Consider the following 26,550-nt stretch of genomic DNA (forward strand, 5'->3'; position numbering starts at 1 on the left):
AAAACTACTTTTGGTACAAGCAGTCATTTAAGCTGGAATGCGGCCAAGCCAGTAGACAGCGTTGAAAAAAAGTTTTGGAATGCTTCCAAAAATGAAATATGAAAGCGGAAAAAGCGCAAAAAATAATTTTTTCGGTTTTGCAAAGAATTCAATCTTCTTAGTATGCTCTAGATAAGCGAAAGGGGGTGAGAAAATGAACCAAGTTGGAATTGTAGGGCGTTTAACAAAAGATCCATCCATGCGCGTGCTGACGGAAGGGCGAATACATACATCCTTCATCGTCGCAGTTTCCAGGAACTATAAAAACCAGAAAGGAGAAACGGAAACAGACTATGTTCTTTGCTCGACCTGGGGCAAACCAGCCCACAATGTGTCAAAATACTGCGTCAAAGGTTCACTCGTCGCGGTCACCGGGCGCCTGCAATCACGTTCCTACGACAAAGAAGATGGCACGCGCATCTATGTAACAGAAGTGCTCGGAGACCAGATACGCTTTCTCGACAGAAGAAAAACACAAGAAGAAACCGTCCCTCAGCAGGAAACACCGCAGTCTGATGCAGACTTCGATTTCCAGCCGCCGGGGACGGAACAGGTGAACGCATAAGCGATTACACAAAGGAGGCACTTAGCGATGCCAAAAGATGTACAGCTGCAACTGGAAGTGCATATGGAGCAATTGATAAAGTTAACGGCTTTGCTCCATCAGCGACTGGCAGAGGCGGAGCGGGAACTAAGTGAACTGAAATCGATCTTCCGTTCCGCTCAAAAAGGGTGAATTTTCACGTCTAAAAGGGGAATCCGGCCAGGTGGGGACCTGGCCGGATTTATTTAAAGCTATTTAAAGTGAATAAGTGAACAGTTCTTTCAAATCGCTATCCGAAAGATCGGTCATCCATTGGCTGGACTGAATGAATTCTTCGGACATGGACTGTTTTTGCACCAACAGGGAGTCGATTTTTTCCTCGATGGTCCCAATCGTCACAAATTTATGGACATGGACGAATTGCGTCTGTCCAATCCGATAAGCACGGTCAGTTGCCTGGTTTTCCACGGCAGGGTTCCACCATCTGTCGGCATGAAGAACGTGTGTCGCAGCCGTCAAGTTTAGGCCGGTGCCACCCGCTTTCAAGGACAGGATGAAAATCGGGAATTTTCCAGCCTGGAAAGAAGCTACCAAGGAATCACGCTGCTGTTTCGGCATGCTGCCGGTCAAGAAGGGAACTTCATGGCCATACAATTCATTGATGGCCTGCTGCAGCAAATGCCCCATTCCGATGTATTGGGTAAAGATCAAACATTGTTCCCCGCGTTCAGCAATTTCCCCGGCCAAGGTCACAATGCGCTCCAGTTTTTGAGAACGGGGCAGGATTTCAGCGGCGCTCGTATATGGCTCTTTCAAATAAAGAGACGGATGATTACATAGCTGCTTTAATTTGCTCAGCATTTTCAGTACCAGCCCTTTTTTCTCAAAACCTGTGAGCGTCTCCATTTTCTGCACCGTATCCTGGACAAGTCCTTCGTAAAGAGCAGCCTGTTCAGGCGTCAATGGGCAATACTCCAGCTGTTCCTGTTTTTCAGGAAGGTTCAACTGCAAGTCCGGGTCTTTCTTCGTCCGGCGCAGCAGGAATGGCTGAATCCGCTGGCGCAACTTCTCTTTATGATCTTCAGAATTGTCGCGTTCGATCGGGATCATGAAGTTTTCCTGGAACTGCTTGATGCGGTACAGGTAGCCTTTATTGATAAAATCAAAAATCGACCATAATTCCGACAGGCGGTTTTCAATCGGCGTACCTGTCAAAGCAATATGGTGGTCGCCTTTGAACTTCCGAATTGTCCGCGATTGTTTTGTGTACATATTCTTGATGTTCTGCGCTTCATCCAAGGTGATGCTCGACCAGTGCAGGCTCTGCATTTCCTCCCCGTCAGAAGACACAATTCCATAAGTTGATAAGACGACATCCGGCTGCTCTTCCGCTAAAAAGGCATTAAATTCTTCGCCTTTCGGACGGATGCTGCCGTAATGGGTGACAACCTTCAAATCAGGCGCAAAACGCTCTAATTCCTTCTGCCAGTTGCCGAGCACAGAAGTCGGACAGACAATCAGCGAGGGCTGATCCGGATTTTTCCCGTGGACATGCAGCAGATACGTAATGAGCTGAACAGTTTTGCCAAGCCCCATATCATCCGCCAAACAAAGGCCAAAGCCTTCTTCGCGCATAAATACCAAATAATCAAAACCGATTTTCTGGTAAGGACGCAGTTCCGTCAATAAATTCTGCGGCAGCGGCGTTTCCGGCAAATCGCGTTTGTCCAATAGCTTATCGAGCAGTGTTTTCAACGATCGGTTCAAATGGAATTCCACCAATGGATCGTCTTCGTCCGCTGCTTCTTCCAACATAATTTCCGGAACATTCTGGAACAGCATGTCTTTGATTGTCCAATCAGCATCTTCTGCTTCTTCGATCATTTTGCGCAATTGCATCAGCAGGTTTGAATCGACACGGACCCATTCATTGCCGATGCGAATAAATTCCTTGTTTTCAGAGACGAGGCGCTGGAAATCCTGCATGCTCAGTTCGTGGCCATTAAGGGAAAACTGCCAGTCGAAATTGATGATTTGATCAAGCCCGACAACCGATGCTTTCTTAATCGGCGAATTGACATTGGCTTTGACACGGATTTTTGATTCCTGAACTGCCTTCAGCCAGGAAGGAATCGATACCTCGATGCCGAATGCCTGCAAAATTTCAGCGTCGTTGCGCAGGAACTCGAGAATTTCCGCATCTGTCCATTCCACATGGTAAAAACGTTCTTCGTCAAACCGCTCTACAGAAGGGCATAAGCTCAATAGCAGTGATTGGCGCTGTTGAATATCTTCCGCAAAAGGGCGCCATTTTTCCGGCAACGCCTTATCGATCGGTTCGTCTGCGCGCCGTTTGGAAGGGGACCAGTAGACACTGCCCCGTTTGGACCGCATGACGACTTTAAAGGACCAAAATTCATCTGCGTCGGGTTCGCTCAGCTGCACCGCGACGACGTAGTCATCCGCATCCGGCCAGCCTTGCCAGCCGGCTTGTTGGATAAATCCTTGGATATAAGGCAGCTGGGCCACCGATAATCCTTTTTGGCGCAATTGATGGTGAATGGTATCGCTAAGGAAAGTGCGGATTTCTTCATCACCATATTTGTTGCTGATGATGATGTCTCCGTCTTCAACGGTCACATGGTCCCATAAATCGGGATCGCTTAAGGAATCAGCGACTTTTCCGGCAAGCTTCAGCCAACCTTCGTCTTCTGCACGCTGTCCGGCAAACAACACATAATGATGTGGCTCGCGCTGGAACAGGCGGACAAAATCAGCGGGTGTCAGCACCAGGTCCAAGCCATCTGTCTCTGCCGTTAAACCGAAAAAGCTGTCTTTGTCGAGAAAATACAAATACGGTTTCCAGATTTCCGGTGGAATCCGGTTGCCTGCTTCATTGGTCGCCTGGATGCGAAAAAGTTCACCGCGGCTAATCGTTAAATAATAGAGGCGGCTTCCTTCAGTTTGGAATTGATTCATATCAGATTTCCTTTCTCGATCTCTTCCTGGAGTGCACGAAGGCGCTTGTTCTGTGTGCGGATTTCATTGATGTACGCAGTCCAAAACTCCATTTGTCCACTTTTCTTGCATGCCGCTTTCATCTTTTTCCAGACGCGTACGGCTTGCTTGTAGCTTGGGCGGTTGCGCTCCTCCAAATGAGCGAGCGCGTACCGATGGAGCAAGGGCAGCACGTAGTCGGGCGCGGTTGCCTGAACTTCTTTTAGCCCGCATTCCTCAGCGAAGTACAAGGGAGAATTGTGAAGATGATGCAGCTCTGCCCACTGTTTGTATAGCTGCTTTTCAATCAAATAAGCCGAATAGGCGGGAAGGCCATAATGGCCGAATTGCTTGAACAAATCTTCCCAGTCCAGCTCGCTCAAATCAATTTGTGAAAACAGGCGGCTGAGTGTCCGCACATACTGGTGGCGGTATTGCGTATAAAGTCCTTCAAACAGGAACGTTTTAACATGCGGCTTAATCGCCAGCAAGATGCTGGACAATGCTTGTGGGTGCCCCTCATTTTCAGCAAGAACCGCCAGTTCGACCCAATCATGCGTTTCATTGGGTGAGATTTTCCGGATATCCAAATCTTTTTTCAATAGGATGGAGAAAAACGCTTTTAACCGCTCATCCGGATTTTTCAATGCGGCAAGTTCTTCTTCACGCAGTTTGCTGGTGGTAAACAAATTGGTCCAGAACAGTTGATAAAGTGTAAAACGCTGCGAAAACGAAGCATCCTTCACTTCTATGAATTCGCGGATCAAGGTTTTCAAGTACTCAAAAAAAGCATCCGCTTCGAAAGTGCGGTGCTGCACACGCAGCTGTCCAAGCAGGTCGCGCAATTCATGCAATTCGTCGTCAAACCACGTCTTAAAAAAGGAATGATGGACTTCTTGGGTGCCTGATATAAAAGTTGACCATACTTCAGTCAAGGAAATAAAGTGGGCATAGGTGCGGTAAAGCACTTTCCACTCACGTTCTAAAGGTACGTAAGACAAGGCATTCTTCAAACGGCCATCGTACATTTGTTCAAAATAAAAATAATTGCGGGTCGTATAATCCGGAATGGCCTCACGCCATACACTTCGGATCAATTTTGTCCACTGTTCCGGAGATCGCTTTTCGGATAATAAAGTAAGCTGTTTGTTTTCAGGCTCCCGCCATGCGGCTACCCATTCTGAAAGAGAGCCAATCTTTTGATACAGCGAAAAAATGACCGCCAGCCGATGACGGCACATCGGTTCCTGCGGACAAGCGCAAATTGCCGTCAGCTTATCGAAGTTGAGAATAATTTTAACTGCATGTGCATCTTTGACGATTGCTTCAAGAAGCAGCCGCTCTTCATTGAACGACTGAATCTGAACGCCGTCGTGGCGCACTAAAAAGACTGCTTTTCGAACCATTTCTTCATCCAACGCACGAGTCGGGAGAAGCGATTTGTCGATAGCAGCCATATAATTGTGAATCGTATCTTCGAATCTTTTCGCCAGGGATTGAACCGTAGCCATATGCATCGCCCCAAAATAAAACTTTCCTTCTATTATACGACTTTCTGACTGCTCCGTAAACGGTGAAGAATAGGTTATTGCTTTAGAGAACATTATCTTATTCTATTATTTTTCGAGAGTCCTTGTTTTATGTAAGTTAAATGGTATTATGAAAGTAATAAATACCTAATTTAGATATATGGATAGGAGAATGATCGTTGTTCAATTCGTTTGTTTTGGAAATCCCCGATTTGCGGTCCGTTTTGCATCCGAAGGACGTTGTGGCCTGGGAAGTAGTGTATGCAAAAGCCGATTTGGTATTTGGTAAGATCAGTTGGCAAATTTCATCAGATGGTAGTTGTTACAGCATCTATAACCCCCGGCTTTTTCCGGATTACTTGGAGCAGGTACAGGTTGATTTCAAAATGAATCGAATTATTTTTTATAAGCGGCAATTGTCTGATGAAGAATTCCATAGTCTGGTGGCTTATATCATGGAGAAAGTCTCAATTTACATTAATCCAAACGAAATGCATTTCATGGTGGCAGCTCCACGCCATCGCCATCAACGAACGCGCAGCAAAAAATAACATAGCTATTTTTGAGAGCCTTTTGTCTGCCTATCTATTGGGAAGCCGGGAGGTTTTTTATTGGAAAGGGTGTTGTCAAAAGAGCGGATTTTTACAGCTTGCTCGAGCTAAAAAAGTACATGCGCCTTCGCTGGAAAGTTTTTTGTATAGCAGTTTTAGTGGGTTTTATAAGTTGCTTCGGCCGCTTTGGAGCGCCTCAGCCTGGCAATTGGTTGATAAAGATACTATTGGTGTTGTGTTCAGAAGGTAGGGAGAGATTAGTTCTAAAACCGCTTGGCGGCGGTGGTGCACGCGCCTTCGCTAAAAGCGCAAGTGCAAAATTTTTCAAATTTCCATAGAGATGTTGAACTGATGATTTTGGCCTTTAAAATTGCCATCTGTTACCGGAAGAACCCTAAAGAATGAAGGAGAAAATATTATAAATAAATTCGTGACTTTTTTATTAAAAAATGTGACAAAAATATGTTCTGAAACGTCTACTATATAAGGAGGTTCTTATGCAATACTATTTTCGAAAAGAGGTTTTTATGGTATGATATATGTAATCAGAATATTTAAAAAATGGGGGTGAGTCAGATGTTGCATGTGAAGCTCATGAAGCCGTTCTATACAAAGAAAGAAGGGCATTTAGTGAAATTTGTTTTTGCCTATCAATACTTTTCCATCATGAAAGACGATGAGCTGTTCCACTTTATTCCCGTGGAAGGCAAAGAGATTATCGTCAACCTGAATACGTTCCAGGTGGAAAACCTTTCGGAAGTCTTCGTTTTCCAAAAAGGCAATCGTTTTATCCGCTTGCCTCTTTATCAATTGTTGCTCGTGTCGGATATTCACAGGCATCTTCAAGCGATCCTGCAGGAAGAAAGAGCCGAGTTGATCGAAGTGAACGAACAGTCTAGAAAAGAAGCAGCCGATGCTATTTATTTTCTGGAGCAGGAAAATTACAGCCGAATGATTGATGAAGCATTAAGTGCAGGAGACCGGACGATGTTCGATGAATTAATCGCCCAGCAGCGCGAATCAAAACAATTATATGGAGGTTTGTAAAGTGAAACTAGCAGCCTATGGATAAAGAACGTCTTTCCGGATCAATGGGGAGGCGTTTTTGAATATAAAAAAAAGCATATGAAAAGCTCTTTTCCGTTTTTATGGGAAAAGAGCTTTTATAATTCTGCGTAATTCATAGGTCACCCCTTACATCAAAGTATAGAAATTGATAAACAGCATTATTGCTGTAGAGCCCGCTACTCCAATTGCAAGATCTTCCCAGCCGAGTTCAAGTACTTTGTCAAAATTCATCGCCATCCGCTCCTTTTCGATTGGGTCTGTAAATGGAAGATCTTACAGCAAGTTAGGATGTTCGCTAACTTATTTTTAGTATAAATTATTGATTTATGATAAACATCGTACAAAATGACTAAAAATTCAAAAAACAAAATATTTTTCAAAATTTATACAAGAATCGCGAGGAGCTTGTTTGAACTATCATGCAGGTATTGATACATTGAGACATGTTAGGGGCCTGATTGCAGATTTCGGAAGATTTGAACATTACCTTTAATCTATAGAGTTTTGAAAACCTGCCGTGGCTTGATAGGTTAAAAATGCCATTAAAAGGCTATAATAAAGAAAACATAAAGAATAAAGGAGTAGATGATGTTGAGGAAATTGCCGAAGCGACTAAAAAGAGGGGATACAGTCGGTGTAATTGCACCTTCTAGTCCACCGGATCAAGAAAATCTGAGGAAAGCTTTACCGTTTCTCGAAGAACTTGGATTAAAAATAAAACTTGGCAAATCAATCGATGCTTCCCGCGGCTATTTGGCAGGAACTGATGAAGAACGTCTGGATGACTTGCATGCTATGTTCGAAGATCCGGAAGTGGCCGGCATTATTTGTGCAGGCGGTGGTTACGGCTCGGCGCGTTTCGCGGATCGGATTGATTATGCCATGATCATGGAAAACCCAAAAGTGTTCTGGGGCTATTCAGATATTACATTTTTACATACAGCAATCGGAGAGTATGCCGAAATGGTCACATTCCACGGACCGATGCTGGCATCCGATGTTGCCAAACCGGAATTTCACGAACGCAGCGCGCGCATGTTTGGCCAGTTATTCGAGCCTTTTGAGCTGCATTACACAGAAGAAGTGGCGCCGCTCGAAACGCTTGTGGGTGGAGTTGCGAAAGGCGAACTAGTAGGCGGCAATTTGTCGCTGATCCGCAGCGCAGTCGGCACTAAGTTCGACTTGGATGTCAAAGGCAAAATTTTATTGATTGAAGCTATTAACTTAGAACCATACGAAGTGGACGAGACGCTTAACCAACTGCGTTTGGCTCGCAAGTTCGATGAAGCAGCGGGAATTGTTATCGGGGATTTTAAGAATGCCGTTTCCCCACAAGACACCCCTTCGCTGACTTTGGATCAAGTGTTTGCCGATTACTTTAGCGAGTTGAAAATTCCGGTGGTCAAAGGTTTTAAAATTGGCCACTGCGAACCGCATTTTTCTGTGCCGCTTGGTGCACTTGCACGGTTGGATGGGGACGCTAAAACTTTGACGATCCTTCCCGGTGTGCAATAAAATCTGGGGAATCAAACAAGAGGTGGGGTGAAGAGTTTGCCACAGACAAAATCAACGGCATGGGTATGCAGTGTTCCGGTCGCAACCGTCTGGACAGCGCCGGAAAAAGTGCGTTCTGTCGATGCGGAAAACATTGCGGAAAACCCAAATATCAATAAATGGCTGCAGGAAATGAGCCGCGAAGAGAACAGCGACCTGACCAACAGCAACCGAATCCAGACGCAGCTTCTCTACGGGGAGCCTGTGATGATTGATAGAGTGGTGGAAGGCTGGGCGAAAATCGCGGCACTTTGGCAGCCTTGCCAAAAAGACGAACGCGGCTATCCGGGCTGGGTGCCGATGAGCCAATTGAAGAAAGTTGAAGCTTTGACTGAACTCGGCTATGCACGCGTAACGGCGAACAAAGCTCAGCTTTGGACTGCGGAATTCAAGCCTTTGAAAACGGTATCGTTTAATACCTTATTGCCGGTCAAGGAACTGGGCGAGTTTGTCCGGCTTCAAACACCGGATGGCGATGCCATGATTGAGGCAGACACTGTGGAAATCGTCGCTGCCTATGACCGAGTCCCCCTCGGAAGCGGCTTGGACATTGCCCGGCTGGGTAGTGAATTTTTGGATCTTCCTTATTTATGGGCAGGCATGTCGAGCTATGGCTTTGACTGTTCGGGATTCACATATAATTTAATGAAAGCAAACGGAGTTATCATATCACGCGATGCGGTCGATCAGGCACTCGAAGGGTTTGAAATCGATCAGCATACCCAAGACTCTTGGCATATCGGCGACTTGCTGTTCTTTGCCTACGAGGAAGGGAAAGGAAGGCTGCATCACGTGGGTGTTTATTACGGCAACGGTTTGATGCTTCATTCCCCGACTCCTGGAAAAGCGGTAGAAATCATCGAACTGGCCGGCACAAAGCATGAAGCAGAGTTATGTGCAGTTCGCCGATTTACAGAAACAGAAAATCGGGACTAATGAAGAATTACCTCTCTGTATTTTCCAAAACACCTGCCAGCAATAGCTTTCCGAATCGGTTGATTTAGCTGCAGAGCTCGTTAAAAGGTGAAATCCTTGATAAATTGTGCTATAATAAACAGATAGTGTTTCACAAAAGAGAGGCGTGGTAATGATGGCATTCCAACCCCATGAAAAAGAAGTATCAGAATTCGTAGCGGCCCGCTACATCGGTGAATGGATATCTTTCACTCGCAACGGCGTCGATGTTAACGGCACCATCTTTAAAATTATGGATAACTCAGTGATTGTTGAAATTTCACCAGAAGATGCAAAAGAAATTGGTGCTGCATCCAACATGACCGTAATTTCACATAAGAAATACCGGATTATCGAAGCTTAATACGATTGAAAGGAAGGTTGTTCACCAAGAACAACCTTCCTTTTTTGTATTTTTAGATGAATTTTAAATATATAAGTTGAACAAAGAGATCACTTAATAAAACTGCTTCAGTCGCTCTGGAGTGGGCTCCCATCCCGTTATCAATAAACGCCTGCGAAAAAAAGGGATTGTCAGGTTTATTTGGCCTGCGAACTCCTCGCTCCTTCGCCTCTTCCGGCAAATCCGCCAGAAAAAATGCTTGACTACTGATAAGAACGTCTCCGCTTGCAGCGATTTCTCTACTCAGACCCAGTCTGCTGGCTTGTTCGGAAATAAATAACCACGCTCCTATGCCTTTTGGCTCAAACGTTTCAAATATTGAAAAATGTACCAGCTAATGCGTTCCAAAGGGGACGCTTTTTTGGTAAAGTAAAGTGAAGCAGAACGTCAATTGCCTTGAAAGGAACTATACGCATGATATCAGACTTTAGATTCTGGCACTTTTTCCCAAGACAAGGGCAACTTATACATAACATCCAACATACTGAAATGCGCAACGTCAATAAGCGTATTGCTTGTATCATTGCGATTGGCCTATTGGTCTTTGCGCTCAGTGAAATCTGGGGCATGAACACCGAGTCGCTGACACCGCTTTTGGCAGCGGGCATGTGGGATGCCTATACATTGGCGCGCTGGACCTCGCTTGCGGGTACGCTCCTATGGGCCGGCTTTTATTTGGCTTTCCATCTTTACGGTGCCGCTTTTTTATTCAGCAAAATTCTACGGATGCCATGGCGTTCCGCAATTATTATGCAGACTTATGTCACCGCTTTGCTGGTCATCGAAAAGGGACTGATTTTCCTTTTATTTGCCTTGACGGGTTTTACGATGTCGGTCTCAATTTTTTCATTCGGGCCGATCGCATCCACGTTTTTGGACAATGATTTCCTGATTTATTTCTTTAACCAGCTGACTTTATTCACTTCCCTGGTTATTGCAATACAGTACCGTTTTATTCGCAGCTTTACAAAAATCAATCCGAAACTCGTGTTATTCGGCTTGATCATGCTTCACATTATTGCTGCTTTGATTGTGGCATCATTCAGCCTCATTCCAGTGGACGATATGCTGAGCGGCTTCATGGAAGGAGGGAATCCGTTTGAATAGGTTCTTTTTTATCGGTTTATCCGTAGCGGTTATTGCCTTTTTGACGGCCAACTTCCTTTTGATGTTCGGCGAGAAAAGCATCTTATCCAAAAGTGTCTATGTCAGCGACTATGAGCAGGCTTATACGCGGGCATACGAGACCAACCTCTACAAAGAAGCTTTGGCTGCGCCGCAGGGAACAGTCGAAATCTACGTGCAGGACCATGAAGCGCTCCAGCAATGGCTGGTGGGTGAAGGCGACAGCGTCACTGCAGGAGCTGAACTGGCTACCTTAAACGAAGCAGAAACCGAAGAACAGCGTGCGATTTGGGAAACCCAGAAAACCGCTTTGGAAGGGCAGCAGACCGAAGTGAGAAGTTCGCTTGCCACTCTTCAACAGGCAAGAGCAGCCCAAGGAGGTCCAGTGTCTCAGGACGCAACCGATAATTCCGAAATCACCAATGAAGACGATGAAACCATCCAGTTTGATGTCAATGTTTCGGTTGGGGTAGCGGTTCCGCAGGACGGTTCCTACGCCGCCGGCATCGCTCAGGCCGAGCAGCAATTGGCGTCCATCGATTCGCAACTGGCTGTGCTTGATGCGCAACTATCGCAAAATCTTTCAAATCCGGCAGTTATCAGTCCGGTGGATGGTACAATATCTAAAATCAACCGGGATACAGAACCGCTAAGCATTGAAATTTATTCCAATGACAAAGTGTTCCTGAGCTATGTGCTGGAAGATGAATGGCCGCTTGTGGAAGTGGCAGACGTGGTGAAAATCCAAGGCGAGGGCATTGAGGGCGTTGCCACAGGAACTGTCCAAAGCGTTTCCGAAATGCCGGCTGAAGAGTCCAAATGGCTGGAAGCCTATCATCAACTGGATCCAAAAGAGCAAAACAACCCGCTGGCCTACTACGAAGTGCGGATTGTTGCAGACGAGCCGCTCGATCACGCCATGCCATATGGCAACAATGTCAATGCGGCTATCACTTTGGAAACAGCTGAAGATGCAGTTGCACTTCCAACTGGCTGGCTTTTCGATTACGACGGGGTTGACGGCAAAACCCATCTCTTGAACATCAATGGCCGCCCCCAGACACTCACAGTAGCAGCCGATTTTGAAGATGGGGCAAAAACTGTGCTGTCCGAAGGCCCGGAAGCTGGAACAATGGTCATCAATGAAGAAAAGCTGGAAAATTTCGTATCGCCTCCAAAAGTCTTCATGCCGTTTCCAAGCCATCAGCCTGATTTTGAATACGCCAAAAATACGCATTGGCGTGCCTATATCGAATACCTGCTGGCACGGTAAATTTCATCAGATCAACCCGGAAGCAGCAGCTTTCGGGTTTTTGACTGGCCAAAAATACAGAAATTGGGTTAATCTTCACTTGGCAATGGTGTACGATAGACTCAGACAAAGCGTGCTCCCGTTAAAGAGAAACGTTGATGAGCACGAAAGCAGGACGAAAAAAGCGATTGAACGGAGTGTGTGTAATGGAAGAAACGGATTGGCGGTTTAAAATAGCTCACCGGGAGGCGAAAATCGGCGTCGGCCTGGCGCTGTTCAATTTTGTGTGGTGGTTTGGATTTGCGTACGGAATGGGGTCTCGGCCAGTCGAGGAATACAGCTACGTCTTCGGCTTGCCGGATTGGTTTTTCTATAGCTGCGTCCTCGGCTTTTTAGTGATTGCGGTTCTGGTCATCGTAATTGTCCACTTCTTTTTTACAGAAGTGCCATTTGATGATGAGGAGGGTTCGCCATGAATTATGAAGTATTGGTCCCGATGATCGTCTTCCTATTGGTTATTTTCTTTATCGGTTATTGGGCGAGCCGCAAACTGACAGCATCGTCCAATTTTATCAGCGACTATTTCCTGGGCGGACGGGAACTTGGCGGCTTCGTGCTGGCGATGACCATGGTGGCAACCTATGGCAGTGCGTCCAGTTTTCTTGGTGGTCCGGGAACTGCCTACACCATGGGATTTGGCTGGGTGCTGCTGGCAATGGCACAAGTGGTAACAGGCTATTTTGTGTTAATGATCCTCGGCAAAAAATACGCCATTATGGCGCGCCGTTACAAAGCCATCACTATGATTGATTTTTTGAAATCACGCTATGACAGTTCAGCCGTCGTGCTGCTGTCGGCTTTCAGCATCATCATTTTCCTGTTCTCCGCAATGGCAGCGCAGTGGATCGGCGGTGCGCGCCTGGTGGAATCACTGACGGGCTTATCGTATAATTCGGCCTTATTTTTATTTGCTGTCAGTGTACTCGTTTATGTCACGATCGGCGGTTTCCGTGCGGTTGCACTCACCGATGCCGTGCAGGGGGCCGTCATGCTCATCGGGACCCTGATCCTGCTGATTGCGGTCATTATCGCAGGCGGAGGCATTCCGAACATCGTCAATGACCTGCTCAATGAAAACCCGAATTTGGTCACGCCGTACGGAGCAAACGGTGATTTGACGGCTGCGTATGTGTCGTCGTTCTGGATTCTGGTCGGTGTCGGCGTTGTCGGCCTGCCGCAGATTGCCGTCCGTGCCATGTCCTATAAAAATTCGCGTTCGATGCACCGGGCATTGATCATCGGAACGATCATTACCGGACTTATCATGCTCAATATGCATTTGATCGGTGTTTTTGCACGTCCGGTCATGCCTGGAATCGAAATCGGCGACAAAGTCATTCCGCTCATTGCATTGGAAACTTTGCCGCCATGGGTAGCGGGGATTGTCTTGGCCGCTCCAATGGCTGCCATCATGTCGACCGTCGATTCCTTGTTGCTGCTGGTCAGCTCGTCGATTGTCAAAGATGTTTATTTGAATTACATAAAACCCGATGCCTCCATCAAAACCATCAAGCGCATTTCGTTCGGTGTCACGGGCATGCTCGGCATCATCGTCTTCTTGCTGGCATTGAATCCGCCTGAGCTGCTGATTTTCTTGAATCTTTTTGCCTTTGGGGGATTGGAAGCAGCTTTCATTTGGCCGATCGTCCTCGGGCTGTATTGGAAATGGGGCAATAAATACGGGGCGATTGCATCGATGGCGACGGGAATCGTCAGCTATATCGGGCTGCATTTTTACAACCTGGAAAACGGCAATTTGTTCGGCGTCCATACCGTGACGCTGCCGGTGTTGCTGTCGCTTGTGGCCTTTATCATCTTTAGCTTGTTGGTCGGCAGGAAGGCTTATCAATACAATGCGCCAGCTCTAAAGTAAATTATCGGACGTTTACAGAAACCGAAAACAGGCGTAAAATAAATGCTTATATTCAGATAGACGAAAGAAGGTCTTCGCAATTGACTCAGTGGAAAATTTACGGCATCCTGACAGCAGTGATGATTGTCTGGGGCTTTAACTTAGCCTCTGTTAAATACATGGTGGAATTTGTCGATCCTGTCACCTTGACGGCATTCCGTATTTTACTGGCCGGGCTGTCGGTCATGGGAATTCTCGCCAGCTTCAGAATGCTGCGATGGCCAGCCAAAAGCGATTGGAAGTTCATTTTCCTCGGTTCGCTGCTCAATGTCGTCGCGCACCATTACTTCCTGTCGAACGGCCTGTCTCTGACAACGGGTTCGAATGCTGGGCTGATCCTGGGCACAGGACCGATGCTGACCGCGGTTCTGGTGTCGCTGATTATGCGCAATTACCCGTCGAAGCTGCAATGGCTGGGCGTTGTGGTTGGTTTTGCAGGTGTAGCTGCTACGGTGCTGGTGGGAAACGGCGCGGCAACGGGCTTGAACGTCGGCGATGTGTTTGTGTTCATTTCGATTTTGGCACAGGTGCTGAGCTATATTGTCATCGCCAACGCAGCTCGCTCCTTGGATCCGCGTTTATTGACAGGCTATATGTTTATAGTGGGTGCAGTGGTGCTGTTTATCATTTCACTGATTCAGGAACCGGGTGAAATCCGGACGTTCGCCACTGTCCCGACATCGTTCTGGATTGCTTTCGCATTCTCGGCGATGCTTGGCACAGCAGTTGGCCACATGCTTTACAACTATTCAATCGGACAGGCGGGACCGACAAAAGCCGCTATCTTTATGAACTTGAATACTTTGTTTTCTTTAGTTGGCGCCAGCGTGATTTTGAATGAAGAAATTACAGTGGGCCATATTTATGGATTGGTGCTGATTGTCATCGGCGTGCTGTTCGGTTCGGGAGCAGCGGAAGACCTTTTGAAAAAACGCAGAAAGCGGCTCTCAAGTTGAGCCGTTTTTTTATTTGGCAACTTTTTTGCTTTATCGGCATGTCCACGCTATTTTGGGCAGCCTCTTTTTATTTAGAAGTAAGTTCATTATAATAGAAGGAAGTGAGATAGCTTTGAACAACTAGAGGAGTGAATAACCGTGGCCACATTATGGGGGACGCCAGAGAAATTACAGGATTTATTGTGTGAACTTGTCGGGTGGAAAAGCCTGACATTGACCGATGGAGAAGTGGAGTTTGCCTATAAGCTGAAAGACAAGCTGATGGAGCTTCCATATTTCCAGGAACATCCGGAATACATTGGATTGGGTGAAGTGAATTGGGAGCGGCAAAACGTAACGGCTCTCTACAAGCACCCGGAAGCGGTCGATACCATCGTCCTGATCAGCCATTTTGATACCGTGCATACAGGAGAATATGGCGACTTGGAACCTCTGGCATGCAGCCCCTATAAACTGGCGGAAGCGTTTAAGTTAATACGCGATGAACTGGATGCGGACACGTTGAGCGATCTTGACTCTGGTGAATACCTTTTCGGACGCGGTACCATGGACATGAAAGCAGGACTTGCGCTGCACATGGCATTGATTGAAAAGGCCTCGATTGAAGAATGGCCGATCAATTTGCTGCTGATGACGGTTCCGGATGAGGAAGTCAACTCGGCGGGCATGCGCTACGGCGTGTCCAAATTGCTCGACTTGGAGCGCGAACATGGCCTCGAATACACCCTGTTCCTGAACGGCGAACCCGTTTTTGCAATGAAACCTGGCGACAAGTCCCATTACCTGTACACAGGGTCGATCGGCAAAATCATGCCATCCGCACTGTTTTATGGCAAGGAAACCCATGTTGGCGAACCGCTGTCAGGAATTACGTCAAGCTACATCTCGACTTACCTGACACATCGCATGGAATGGAACCCGAATTTCAAAGAAGTCGTTTACGGTGAAACAACGCCGTTGCCGGTAACTCTGACGCAACGTGACTTGAAGCTGGAATACTCAGCGCAGACGCCTTACCGCACATCCGCGATGTACAATGTATTTACAATGAAACGAGACGCTGAAGAAGTGTTTCAGATTTTTGAAAACGTCGCAAAAGAAGCGGCTGCACATTGCGAGCGCGATTACCACGCCATGTGCGAACGAGAAAACATTCAGCCCGTCGGCCCAATCACGGTGATGCGCTATGAAAAACTGATGGATTACGCACTCAATAAATTCGGCCACGACTACATCACTGATTTGCTGCACGACACATTGATGCACCCGGAATGGGACGTCCGTGAAAAATCCATGCACGTGACAGACATCCTGCTGATCAACTGCCAGGAACTGACGCCTGCGATGGTGCTGATGTACGCGCCGCCGTACTACCCGCCCGTCAATTCGTCAGAAAACGAGCTGGTCAAGCTATGTGTTGAGCAAGTCACAGCCAACGCCAAACAGAAGTTTGATCTGGACATCGAACAAGTCCATTATTTCAACGGCATCTCAGACTTGAGCTACGTCAACTACAACAACCAAAGCGACGGCTGGATTACCTATGAAAACAACACACCTGTCTACGGCGATCCTTACAGCATCCCGTTCCAGGCAATGAAGCAGCTGAAAGCGCCGGTCCTGAACGTCGGCCCTTACGGAAAAGATGCCCACAAACGAACAGAGCGCCTTCATATCAAAAACACCTTCGAAGAAATGCCGATCCTGTTAGAAGAAATGATTTTGTCGATTCCAGTGAAAAGCCGCCATTGAGGTAAAAATTCTATTTCAATGACAAAGCTAAACAACACACCAGAGGCTAGTCCAATTTTCATTTTATTGGACTGGTCTTTTTTATTAAATTCCAAGAGTTTTAACAGAGTGAGGACTCTCTTAATAGTTAGAAATAGTTGATGGGCAAGGTGCGAGCCATAATATAGAAGTTATAATTTGATAAGGGTTATTGGATATTTATGTAAATATAAAAATGGAGCTTGATAAATTTGGTAGCTTAAATAAAGTATATTTTAAATTATAATGGAGGTTTTTATGAAAGTTACATGGTTGATACTCACTTTAATACCCGCGGCATTCTTCTTTCATTTTTATGAATACGGACAACACGTTCAAAGAGAAGAAGCCCCTTTTTTATTAGTAGGTTCTATACTCTATGTTGTCGTAACTGGATTTCTTTCTCGTCATATTAAAATTCGTTCGGTCATCTTGGTTAATACTATTTCATTGATAATTTCGTTGGTTTTGGCCATTTACTTTATTCCAGATGATGGTTGGTTTAAGCCGGTAGGTAGAGGCGGTGCAGTAGTATTTGTGGCAGTTGTTTCGCTGGTAGGACAATTGATAATAAGGATAATTTCAAAAGAAGTTTTGTTAAAAAAAGAATAACAAATGTTTACTTCTTTGATCAGTAAGGCTTGGAGGCACCTGTCTTTAAGCCTTTTTTGGTTTGTGGCTTTTCGCGCGCGAAAAGCGTGTTTGGGGCTTGGCATATTTGCACTTGAAGGCAGTTCAAATCTCATTTTTGATAGCTATAGAAAGTTTAAATCTAATATTTGGATATAAATGGTAATTTATATTTACTCCTGCTAAACTAGAAACAAAAGGAGGAGTTTCATGATTATTAAATATCGACAAGAGCCCGTAAAAATTGCTGGATACGAGGCTTTATTAAAAAGATTGCCGCCAACGCATCCGAAGCGGCATGCGGTTAAAAGGAGCCTCAATAGCGCCAAAGCAGGGTTTGGAGGGGAAGAGCGGTTGGACGAAGCCATGGAATTTTTCGCCCCGCCATATGCGCATCAAATCATTCGGGATTTTTCATTGCCAGCACCGTTCAAAATTCAGGTAGATACGGTAGTGTTAACTCAAAGTTGTGTATTCTTACTGGAAGTCAAAAACATTACCGGAAAACTGCAATTCAAGAAAAATCCGAGCGCGCTGCATTCCGTGCTTGCGGACGGAAAGATCATGAGCTATAAAAGCCCAGTTACGCAAATGAATGAAACCACTATGCGGATGTATGCTTTTTTGAAAATGCTCGCTTGCCGCTTGCCGATTATCAGTTTGATTGTCATTGCGCATCCGTCACAGATTGTTGAAGATGCGCCGCATAATACGCAAGTTCTTTCAGCAGGAGAAGTCAATTATTATTTGTCGAAGATGAAATTAGCAAAGCCGATCCTTTCTATAGAAGGACTCCATCGGCTTGGGCAAGCATTCCTGGACGCCCATCGGGACTACCAGCCATTTCCCCTGGCTCCAAAGTTTCAGATTGAAATCTCAGAAATCGAAACCGGTGTCTTTTGTCCGCGCTGCCTGCTCGTGAAAATGGTAAGAACGCACGTCGCCTGGGAATGCGAGACGTGTCGGCTGATCAGCAGAAACGCTCACTCTGAAGCTCTCAACGATTGGTTTATGCTTATAAAACCGAGCATCACAACAGCCGAATGCCGCGATTTTATCGGCCTAAAAAACTTGGATAACGCCAAACATTTTCTCCTCAAAAGTGGTTGTAAGCCGGTCGGCAGCCGGCGATATCGGCATTATATCCGTGAACCACTGGAGAAATAGTGAAAACTATTGGATTTTCGGTTGAAATTGTGAACACCCGGGTAGCCCGTGCGAACACCTGGGTATAACACGCGAACACCAGGGTATACACAACGAACACCCGGGTTGAACCCACTCACACACACTCGTCGCCCAGCCCAATCCACTCACAAACTACCTATACTCGTGTACAATCAAACTAAACAATCAAACAGAATTTCTCACACAAAAGGAGACGACTAAATGGAAATCGAACAGCAAATACTCGAGTACTTCAACCATTTCCACACACATCCCGAAGTCAGCTGGAAAGAAGTGGAGACCACCAAGAAACTGGCCGAGATTATGACAGGCCTCAACGTAAACTTTCATACATTCCCCGATGTCACCGGATTGATTGCGGAAATTGGTGAAGGAGAGCAAGTTGTAGCGGTGCGTGCGGACATCGATGCGCTTTGGCAGGAAGTGGACGGCACGCTGCAAGCCAATCATTCGTGCGGACACGATGCCAACATGGCGATGGTGCTCGGAGCACTCCTGCACTTGGAAGATGAAACACTGACGAAGCGTGTGCGCTTTATTTTTCAGCCGGCGGAAGAGCTTGGCAACGGCTCGCTGTCCATGATTGAACGGGGGGCAATTGACGATGTTACGCATTTATACGGCGTCCATTTGCGTCCAATCGAAGAGTTGCCGTTTGGCCAGGTGACACCAGCGCTTCACCACGGATCCGGAATTTTTCTGAGAGGAAAAATTACGGGAGTCGATGCCCACGGAGCGCGCCCGCATCAAGGAAAGAACGCCATCGATGTCATCGCAGCAATACATCAATTCGTGAAATCGATCTATTTCTCGCCGTTCGAATCCTATTCGGCGAAACTGACCCATATCCAGACAGGCGGGGACAGCCTGAACATCATTCCGGGAACTGCCCTGTTTTCAATGGATGTCCGTTCCCAGTCGAATGAATTAATGAAGGAACTCCAGCAGAAAATCGCCGATGGTTTGCACTCCATTGCCAAGCTGCACGATGTTGGGATCAGCTTCGAATGGACCGATTATACGCCTGCTGCAGAAGTATCGGAAACCGCCATGCAAATTGCGGATGGCGCCATTCGCAAAACACTTGGAGACGCAGCGACGGCACTGCCAATCCACACGACAGGTGCTGATGACTTTCATTTTTATACCATCAAAAAGCCTGAACTTAATGCGACCATGATCGGCATCGGCGCAGATTTGTCGCCGGGGCTTCATCATCCCAATATGAGTTTCAACCCGAAAGCACTGGCGATCGGTGCACAGGTGCTGGCAAATACCATTAGAGCTACCTAACGCATTATTCCCCGGGAAATAACTTAAAATACTAACAACTCTTATCTCGCCAAATATCATGCTATGATGAAGGTGAGCCGATATCCGAGACCCTCTTTTACTAGAGGGTCTCATTTTTATATCCGATGGGCAAAGAGCGTTTTGGTTGCCTCAAATAGGGTATTGTAGACAAGTTTAATTAAAAAAGGGAGGAATATGGATGGATGCTTTTTTAGATGGAATCACTTGGTTCGTTGATAACGTCAACACTTTACTCTGGACATACATACTAATTGCACTTCTGATGGGCCTTGGCCTGTACTTTACGATTCGCACCAAATTCGTTCAAGTTCGCCTTTTCGGTGAAATGTTCCGTGTCATCACCGAGAAAAAAGATGGGGACAGCGGTGTATCTGCTTTCCAGGCGTTCACTATTTCTACAGCGTCACGGGTAGGAACCGGCAATATCACCGGCGTTGCATTGGCAATCGCCATCGGGGGACCGGGAGCGGTTTTCTGGATGTGGATGGTTGCTATTATCGGGATGGCCACCGCTTTCATTGAAAGCACATTGGCGCAGGTTTACAAAGTCCGCGACGGCGAACAATTCCGCGGCGCCCCTGCTTACTACATGGAAAAAGCGCTCGGCAACCGTAAACTCGGGATTGTTTTTGCGATTCTTTTGACGTTGGCGTTCGGGTTTATCTTCAACTCGGTCCAATCAAACACAATTGCACAATCATTCGAGGATGTTTTCGATATTCCAGATTGGTCTGTTGGATTAGGACTTGTACTTTTAACGGCTGTAATCATATTTGGCGGTGTTAAACGCATTGCGCGTGTTACACAAGTCGTAGTGCCGATTATGGCGACAATCTACATCTTTGTTGCTTTGTACATCGTCATCATGAACTTCACTGAAATTCCTGCAGTATTCACGTTGATCATCCAAAGCGCATTCGGCTTGGAAGAAGCAGTGGGCGGCGGTATCGGTGCAGCTATCATGCAGGGCGTAAGACGCGGCTTGTTCTCAAACGAAGCCGGTATGGGCTCTGTACCGAACGCAGCCGCATCTGCCAACGTTTCGCATCCAGCGAAACAAGGCCTTGTGCAAAGTTTGGGTGTATTCTTTGATACCATCATCATCTGTTCGGCAACTGCCTTCATCATTATCCTGGCAGACTTGTATTCCAACGGAGAACAAGAAGGGATCTTGCTGACACAAGCGTCGCTTGATGTCCATCTTGGCAGCTGGGCGCCTTACTTCCTGGCGATTGCCATCCTGTTCTTCGCGTTCAGTTCAATCATCGGAAACTACTATTACGGTGAAACCAACATCGAATTTATCAACGCCCACAGTGGCTGGTTGACCGCATATCGCTTTGGCGTATTGGCTATGGTCATGTTCGGTGCATTGGCGCAGGTTCAATTGGTCTGGAACATGGCCGATCTGTTCATGGGCTTCATGGCTGTTCTCAACCTTGTCGTCATCGCCATGCTCGGCAAAATTGCCTTCAAGGTGCTGGACGACTACACCGCTCAACGCAAAGCGGGCAAAAATCCGGAGTTCTTTGCGAAAAACATCCCCGGCTTGAAAAATACCGAATGCTGGGGCGAAAGCGAAAGCCGACACGAATAAATAAAACCAAAAGACCTTTTTGCCAAAGTGCAAAAAGGTCTTTTTTGTGCTTGCATTAAAAGACTGAAAAAACATAGGTGCATGCCACTTAAGAAAAGAAATATCTCCATAAAATCTGACAGGTTTATATGCTTATTTCAGTGGCTTAGAAAATAAACACTAGTATCCCCTTATTTCCTAAAATTAAACATACAAATAGGTCATGTTACACATTTGTAATATAAATGTAACATAAAATGGTAGTTTTTACTGATACAATCAAAAATATACTAAAGAAGAAAAAAGCGGTCGATGTCTGATCAACATCCCGAATTCCAAAAGAAGAGGTGCCAAGTGAAGAAACTATTAATGTTCCTAATCGTCGCAGTACTCTTAGTATCAGCAAATCCATTCAACTCCAACGAAGCCAGTGCAGCGACACCAAATGAGTTAACGACATATGCTAAGAAATTCAAAGGCACACCTTATAAATTTGGAGGGACAACACCTTCAGGCTTTGACTGTTCAGGTTATTTGCGTTATGTATTCAACAACTTTGATATTTCAATTCCACGGACAGCCGCAGAACAGTATAAAATGGGTACTGGCGTCAGCAAAGGCAATCTGAAAGAAGGCGATATGGTTTTCTTTTCAGGGACTTATAAAGCAGGAATTTCACATGCCGGCATTTACGTCGGAAGCGGCAATTTCATTTCTGCCACAAGCGGTGGTGTCACAATTGCCAACTTGAATACCAATCCATACTGGGCTCCTAAATACACGGGCGCACGCCGCTTGAGCGAAGTCAAAAACGTAGCTACACCAGTGGCGAAACCAGTAGCAAAGCCGGCTCTTTCGCTTGGGCAGTATTATGATGTGCCAACAGGGTATTGGGCAGCTAATGAAATTAAAACGTTGACTGTACAGGGAATTCTCACAGGAGACGGCAGCGGTATTTTTAATCCGAATGACAATGTATCAAGAGCGGAAGCCGCGACAATCATTGCGAGAGCATTAAAGCTAAAGCCGGTTTCAGGTACTACCTTTAAAGATGTGCCAGCTAAACATTGGGCAGCCGGCAATATTAACGCGGTTATGAAAGCGGGTATTGTCAAAGGGCGTTCGCCGGGTTATTTTGCACCAAGTGCTAAAATCACCCGTGCAGAAATCAGCAAACTGTTGACAACAGCATATGAATTTAAAAATGTATCTGCATCTTCAGCCGTATCCTTCACGGATACTAAAGGCCATTGGGCTGAAAGCTCCATCAAAATCCTGGCTGCCAGCAAAGTGACGACTGGCCATAAAGACGGGTCATTCCAGCCAAATGCCAATGCTAAGCGATCAGAATTCACCGCATTTGTTTACCGGTCTATCGAAAGCAACTAAAGTTCTTTTATAGGAAGCATCAAAAACAGCAGGACAGCCTATTAACCCGGGATGTCCTGCTGTTTTTGTTGGAAGAATTATTGGAAATGCAAAACTTCGTGCAGCACTCAACAAGCTGTAAAGTATCAATATGAACATAGGGTAAAAGCAAAAGCTGATGCAAAAAAGCCAGAAGCCAAGCGGCAACCCCGTTGGCTTCTGGCTTTGCTTATTTCACTAGGTTGCTCATAAATTGTGCATTCTCTGCACGGGTGATGGGGTTTTTCGGACGGAAAGTATTGTCCTTATAGCCTGTTACAGCATTGCTTGAAAAGGCTGCCTGGATGGCGTCGTAATAGTACATCGATTCTGGTACATCAGTAAAGGCGGTTTGCTGTGTGCTGGTGAGCCCATATGCGGCTTGCAGGATCATTGCCATGTCGCCTCGCTTGATCGGGTCATTCGGCCGGAACTTAGTGGCAGTCACACCTTTAATATAGCCCAGTTCAAAGGCGCTGTTAATATAGCCGGCTGCGAAAGAATCTTTTGAAACATCGCTGAAGCGGTGTTTTGTATTGCTCTTGTCCAAGTTTAGCGCACGGCCAAGCATCGTGACGGCTTCAGCCCGTGTAATGGTCGCGTTCGGGCGGTATGTTCCGTCCGACAAACCGGTGATGATGTTCCGGTCAAAGATCTTTTGGATCGGTTCTGAGTACCAGACATCATTCTTTAAATCTGGAAATAATGCGGCTTTGGTCTCGAGGGATTGCACCAGACCATTGCCGAACTGATTGTCGCGTCCTTTAGGTCCAAGATCCGTTGCAGCGCGTTTAACGGTTTCCCGCAGCTGTTTGTTTGAAAGGTGCGGATAAGCTTCCATGTATTGGGCAAAAGTGCCGGCTGCAAAAGGAGAAGCGACTGACGTTCCTTCAGAGATGGCATAATCGTTTTGCGATGTGGTGGTTCCATCGACAAAGCTGCTTAGAATGTTTTCGCCAGGCGCCACGAGCTCTTGTGATGGGCCGTAATTTGAGAAATAGGACAATCTGTTGAGCTGTGAAACCGAGCCGACAGCTATAACGGAAGGGAAACGTGCCGGGTACAGGACATCGCTGTACAATCCGCTTTCGCGTTCATTGCCGGAAGCCGCTACGATGAGGATACCAGCGTCATACGCTTTTTTGGTGATGTCGCGCAAAGTTTGGTCGTTGGTGACGGTAGTTAAACTCATGTTGATGATGTCCACTTTTTGGTCGATGGCCCATTGAATGCCCGCGACCACGCCTTCTAAAGTGCCGAGGCCTTTAGTGGAAAGAACTTTGACCGAATAGAGCTGAGCGTCTGGTGCGACACCAACCGTGCCAATCGAATTGTTTTGGGCGCCGATGACTCCAGCAACATGCGTGCCGTGTCCCAGTCCATCTGTATAGGCACTTGAATTGGCGATTTTGGAAACGCCGCCGGCAACTTTCAGGTCAGGATGCTTGGAGTTAATGCCTGAATCGATGATGGCAATTTTCACGCCCTTGCCGGTATAGCCAAGACTCGAAGCCGTATTTGCTTTGACTGAGCGGTAGCCCCAGGTGCTTGCCTGTGCTGCGGCACGGACTACAGAGTTCTCCTCTATGTACTCAATGGAAGAATCAATGCTTGCTGACTGGACTGTTGCTTCATCCGGCAGCGTTACGGATACTGCAGAAATAGCGTCAAATTCCTCGTGAATCTCTGCTCCCATTTCCTCGAGCAGCTCATAATCGATTTCTTCTTTAAATGAAATAATTACACGCTCTGAAGCGTTGTCAGTTTCGGCGGCGGCGGTGCTGGCCAACCCACTGAAAAGGACAGCGGAAATTGCTAAAAATGATAATTTTTTCAATAGATTCCCTCCTGCATACATTAAACTTTCCTGTAGTATACAACAAAAAAACGGACTAAAAAGTCCGTTTGTGAAATTAATTTTTTGCTTTCCAGTTGTAATAATCTTGTATTCCATCAGCAATGGCTGTTGCAGCACGATCTTTGTATGTGCCGGATGCCAGTTTAGCTGCATCGTATTGGTTTGTAATAAATCCTAATTCCACCAAAGCGGCTGGAAGTGGGTTAGTGCGGAGAACCTGGAAACCGTAGTTTTTAACGCCGCGGTTTGGATGGTCCATTGCTTTGTAAAGACGGTTCTGGATAAATGTAGCTAATTGCTTGCTGTCGTTGCCGACTGAAGCAGAATAGAACGTTTCAGATCCGCTCGCAGCAGCAGTAGCCGCGTTTGTATGGATGGAGACAAATGCGTTGGATCCACTTGCGACACCTTTATCGACGCGTGCGCCTAACGTATGGAACACATCAGTTGAGCGGGTCATGTAAACTTTGATGCCTTTAGCTTTCAGTTTAGTTTCGACACGTTTTGATACATCAAGGTTGATGCTTTTTTCGAGCAATCCGTTAGCGACTGCTCCAGGATCTGAACCGCCATGGCCTGGGTCAATTGTGATAAAACGGCTATTGGCAGTGGCTGGTGCCGCTTTTGCCAAGTAGGCAGTGCTTACATAGCCAGTGATGGTGCCGCTTTTGCCGTATGCCCATGAACCGTTATAGCCATAGACCTGGAATGGAGCGCCTGTGTTCAACTTGCCGATAGAACCATAACCTGTGCTTGGTCCAGTGCGGACATTCAAAGCGTTGACTGTTACGTTCAAGTTTGCAACGGTCGTATTCTTATAAGCAACTCTGTAATTAGCGTTCAGTGCACGTGCTACAAAAGCAGCAAACTCACTGCGGATCAATTTCTTAGTAGGGGAGAAAGTGCCAGTTCCTGTTCCGTTTGAAACGCCTGCAACCGCAATTTTATTGACGGCCGTATAAAGGCTTGTTGAAGTATTATTGGTCGTGATGTCTGAGAAGAAGACATTGCCAGTTTTATTATAATTGAATGCACGGCTTAAGAGAAAAGCCATCTCGCCACGCGTCATTGTATCGTATGGGCGGAACTTTCCATCTGAATCTCCAGTTATGATGCCTTTATCAACAGCTGATTGGATATAGCCAGAACTATAACGGCCTGGATCCACATCCGAAAACTTTGTTTTGCGGAGTGTTTTATTAAGTCCGATTGCCCGTCCGATCAATGCTGCGGCTTGCTCACGGGTTACTGCCTGTTCTGGGCCAAATGATGTTTTACTGACTCCGTTAATCAAGCCTCTATTCCATAAATACAAAATTTCTTCATCTGAAGCTGAAACATCCTTAAAGGGATTACTTGCAGCGGAAGCGGGTTGTATGCCTAAACTCGAGATCACAATAACAGCAGCAACGAGAAATAAAGTAATTTTTGATAATACGTTTTTCATGGGTTTGTCATTTCCTCCTAGTAATTTCTATCTGATAGTGATATTAGCAGATATTTATTGTAATTAATGCCTTTTTTTAATAAATAAGAAAATAGTATGGTTTAAAAGTTGTAATTTTGGAAAGGGATTTTTGATCTAATACTTTATGCCTATTTTATTGGTAATAATATCAGACTAATCTAAAAACTTTACAACGAAACAAAATTAATAAAAATTTGTCTTTACTCCTATACTCCCTCTAATGGTACACTTGTAGGTATTATTTAATTATTTGTCCATGTAAAAATGTATAAATATAGATAATATGAAGTATAGTTTGCCCGGGTAATATGATTTATTGTAGGAGAAAGAGATACTAACCTTAAGTTGCTTGTTTTATGGATAAAGAAAAATTGGTTTAATTTGTAAAAGGGGGA

At 46.0% G+C, this 26,550-nt stretch carries 22 protein-coding genes; 18 read left to right on the plus strand and 4 right to left on the minus strand.

What is annotated here, in order from left to right; translation table 11 throughout:
• Positions 1-193: 193 nt before the first annotated feature.
• Together QOZ98_RS05695 and QOZ98_RS05700 are read left to right on the plus strand one after the other, a co-directional pair.
• On the plus strand, positions 194-604 hold the full coding sequence (locus QOZ98_RS05695; RefSeq protein ID WP_308786512.1) for a single-stranded DNA-binding protein: 411 nt from the start codon (positions 194-196) through the stop codon (positions 602-604).
• A gap of 27 nt (positions 605-631) precedes the next feature.
• A complete protein-coding gene (locus QOZ98_RS05700; RefSeq protein ID WP_308786513.1) occupies positions 632-775 on the plus strand; it encodes a hypothetical protein in 144 nt (47 codons plus the stop codon).
• 63 nt (positions 776-838) lie between these two features.
• Here QOZ98_RS05700 and QOZ98_RS05705 read toward each other — a convergent pair whose 3' ends face one another.
• Together QOZ98_RS05705 and QOZ98_RS05710 are read right to left on the minus strand one after the other, a co-directional pair.
• Positions 839-3,562, minus strand: a complete 2,724-nt coding sequence (locus QOZ98_RS05705) for a DEAD/DEAH box helicase (protein WP_308786514.1) — start codon at positions 3,560-3,562, stop codon at positions 839-841.
• Positions 3,559-5,091 carry a hypothetical protein gene (locus QOZ98_RS05710; protein WP_308786515.1) on the minus strand — a complete coding sequence of 511 codons (1,533 nt, stop codon included), beginning with the start codon at positions 5,089-5,091 and terminating at the stop codon, positions 3,559-3,561. Before QOZ98_RS05710 ends, QOZ98_RS05705 begins: the two co-directional genes overlap by 4 nt.
• Positions 5,092-5,288: 197 nt before the next feature.
• Between QOZ98_RS05710 and QOZ98_RS05715 the strand changes: the two genes are divergently transcribed.
• The 16 genes from QOZ98_RS05715 (at position 5,289) to QOZ98_RS05790 (ending at position 22,811) form a co-directional block, all read left to right on the plus strand.
• On the plus strand, positions 5,289-5,660 hold the full coding sequence (locus tag QOZ98_RS05715; RefSeq protein ID WP_308786516.1) for a hypothetical protein: 372 nt from the start codon (positions 5,289-5,291) through the stop codon (positions 5,658-5,660).
• 576 nt (positions 5,661-6,236) lie between these two features.
• Complete coding sequence (locus tag QOZ98_RS05720; RefSeq protein WP_308786517.1) at positions 6,237-6,707, plus strand: transcriptional regulator; 471 nt, start codon at positions 6,237-6,239, stop codon at positions 6,705-6,707.
• Positions 6,708-7,319: 612 nt separating this feature from the next.
• A complete protein-coding gene (locus QOZ98_RS05725) occupies positions 7,320-8,243 on the plus strand; it encodes a S66 peptidase family protein (protein ID WP_308786518.1) in 924 nt (307 codons plus the stop codon).
• A 27-nt stretch (positions 8,244-8,270) separates the two neighbouring features.
• Positions 8,271-9,218, plus strand: coding sequence for a C40 family peptidase (locus QOZ98_RS05730; protein ID WP_308786519.1), 948 nt, complete (start codon positions 8,271-8,273; stop codon positions 9,216-9,218).
• Positions 9,219-9,369: 151 nt separating this feature from the next.
• Positions 9,370-9,600 (plus strand): DUF2187 family protein, encoded by a 231-nt coding sequence (locus QOZ98_RS05735; protein ID WP_236015552.1) that lies wholly within the window; start codon positions 9,370-9,372, stop codon positions 9,598-9,600.
• A gap of 453 nt (positions 9,601-10,053) precedes the next feature.
• Positions 10,054-10,746, plus strand: coding sequence for a hypothetical protein (locus QOZ98_RS05740; RefSeq protein WP_308786520.1), 693 nt, complete (start codon positions 10,054-10,056; stop codon positions 10,744-10,746).
• Positions 10,739-12,037 (plus strand): HlyD family secretion protein, encoded by a 1,299-nt coding sequence (locus QOZ98_RS05745; protein WP_308786521.1) that lies wholly within the window; start codon positions 10,739-10,741, stop codon positions 12,035-12,037. Before QOZ98_RS05740 ends, QOZ98_RS05745 begins: the two co-directional genes overlap by 8 nt.
• A 185-nt stretch (positions 12,038-12,222) precedes the next feature.
• On the plus strand, positions 12,223-12,492 hold the full coding sequence (locus tag QOZ98_RS05750; protein WP_308786594.1) for a YhdT family protein: 270 nt from the start codon (positions 12,223-12,225) through the stop codon (positions 12,490-12,492).
• Complete coding sequence (gene panF, locus QOZ98_RS05755; RefSeq protein WP_308786522.1) at positions 12,489-13,949, plus strand: sodium/pantothenate symporter; 1,461 nt, start codon at positions 12,489-12,491, stop codon at positions 13,947-13,949. Before QOZ98_RS05750 ends, panF begins: the two co-directional genes overlap by 4 nt.
• 80 nt (positions 13,950-14,029) lie before the next feature.
• Positions 14,030-14,944 (plus strand): DMT family transporter, encoded by a 915-nt coding sequence (locus QOZ98_RS05760; protein WP_308786523.1) that lies wholly within the window; start codon positions 14,030-14,032, stop codon positions 14,942-14,944.
• A 138-nt stretch (positions 14,945-15,082) separates the two neighbouring features.
• Positions 15,083-16,696 carry a M20/M25/M40 family metallo-hydrolase gene (locus tag QOZ98_RS05765; protein WP_308786524.1) on the plus strand — a complete coding sequence of 538 codons (1,614 nt, stop codon included), beginning with the start codon at positions 15,083-15,085 and terminating at the stop codon, positions 16,694-16,696.
• Positions 16,697-16,972: 276 nt separating this feature from the next.
• Positions 16,973-17,326, plus strand: a complete 354-nt coding sequence (locus QOZ98_RS05770; RefSeq protein ID WP_308786525.1) for a hypothetical protein — start codon at positions 16,973-16,975, stop codon at positions 17,324-17,326.
• Positions 17,327-17,554: 228 nt separating this feature from the next.
• On the plus strand, positions 17,555-18,511 hold the full coding sequence (locus tag QOZ98_RS05775) for a nuclease-related domain-containing protein (protein WP_308786526.1): 957 nt from the start codon (positions 17,555-17,557) through the stop codon (positions 18,509-18,511).
• A 222-nt stretch (positions 18,512-18,733) separates the two neighbouring features.
• Entirely contained in the window at positions 18,734-19,825 is a 1,092-nt protein-coding gene (locus QOZ98_RS05780) for an amidohydrolase (RefSeq protein WP_308786527.1), read from the plus strand.
• Between the two features lie 199 nt (positions 19,826-20,024).
• Entirely contained in the window at positions 20,025-21,443 is a 1,419-nt protein-coding gene (locus QOZ98_RS05785; protein WP_308786528.1) for an alanine/glycine:cation symporter family protein, read from the plus strand.
• Between the two features lie 333 nt (positions 21,444-21,776).
• Positions 21,777-22,811, plus strand: a complete 1,035-nt coding sequence (locus QOZ98_RS05790) for a C40 family peptidase (protein ID WP_308786529.1) — start codon at positions 21,777-21,779, stop codon at positions 22,809-22,811.
• 208 nt (positions 22,812-23,019) lie between these two features.
• On the opposite strand, the gene QOZ98_RS05795 is transcribed toward QOZ98_RS05790, so the two are convergent.
• Positions 23,020-24,666 carry a S8 family peptidase gene (locus QOZ98_RS05795; RefSeq protein ID WP_308786530.1) on the minus strand — a complete coding sequence of 549 codons (1,647 nt, stop codon included), beginning with the start codon at positions 24,664-24,666 and terminating at the stop codon, positions 23,020-23,022.
• 76 nt (positions 24,667-24,742) lie between these two features.
• A complete protein-coding gene (locus QOZ98_RS05800; protein ID WP_308786531.1) occupies positions 24,743-26,134 on the minus strand; it encodes an N-acetylmuramoyl-L-alanine amidase in 1,392 nt (463 codons plus the stop codon).
• Positions 26,135-26,550 lie beyond the last annotated feature (416 nt).

This window comes from Planomicrobium stackebrandtii (assembly GCF_030814955.1).
GTDB classification, from domain to species: Bacteria; Bacillota; Bacilli; order Bacillales_A; family Planococcaceae; genus Planococcus; species Planococcus stackebrandtii.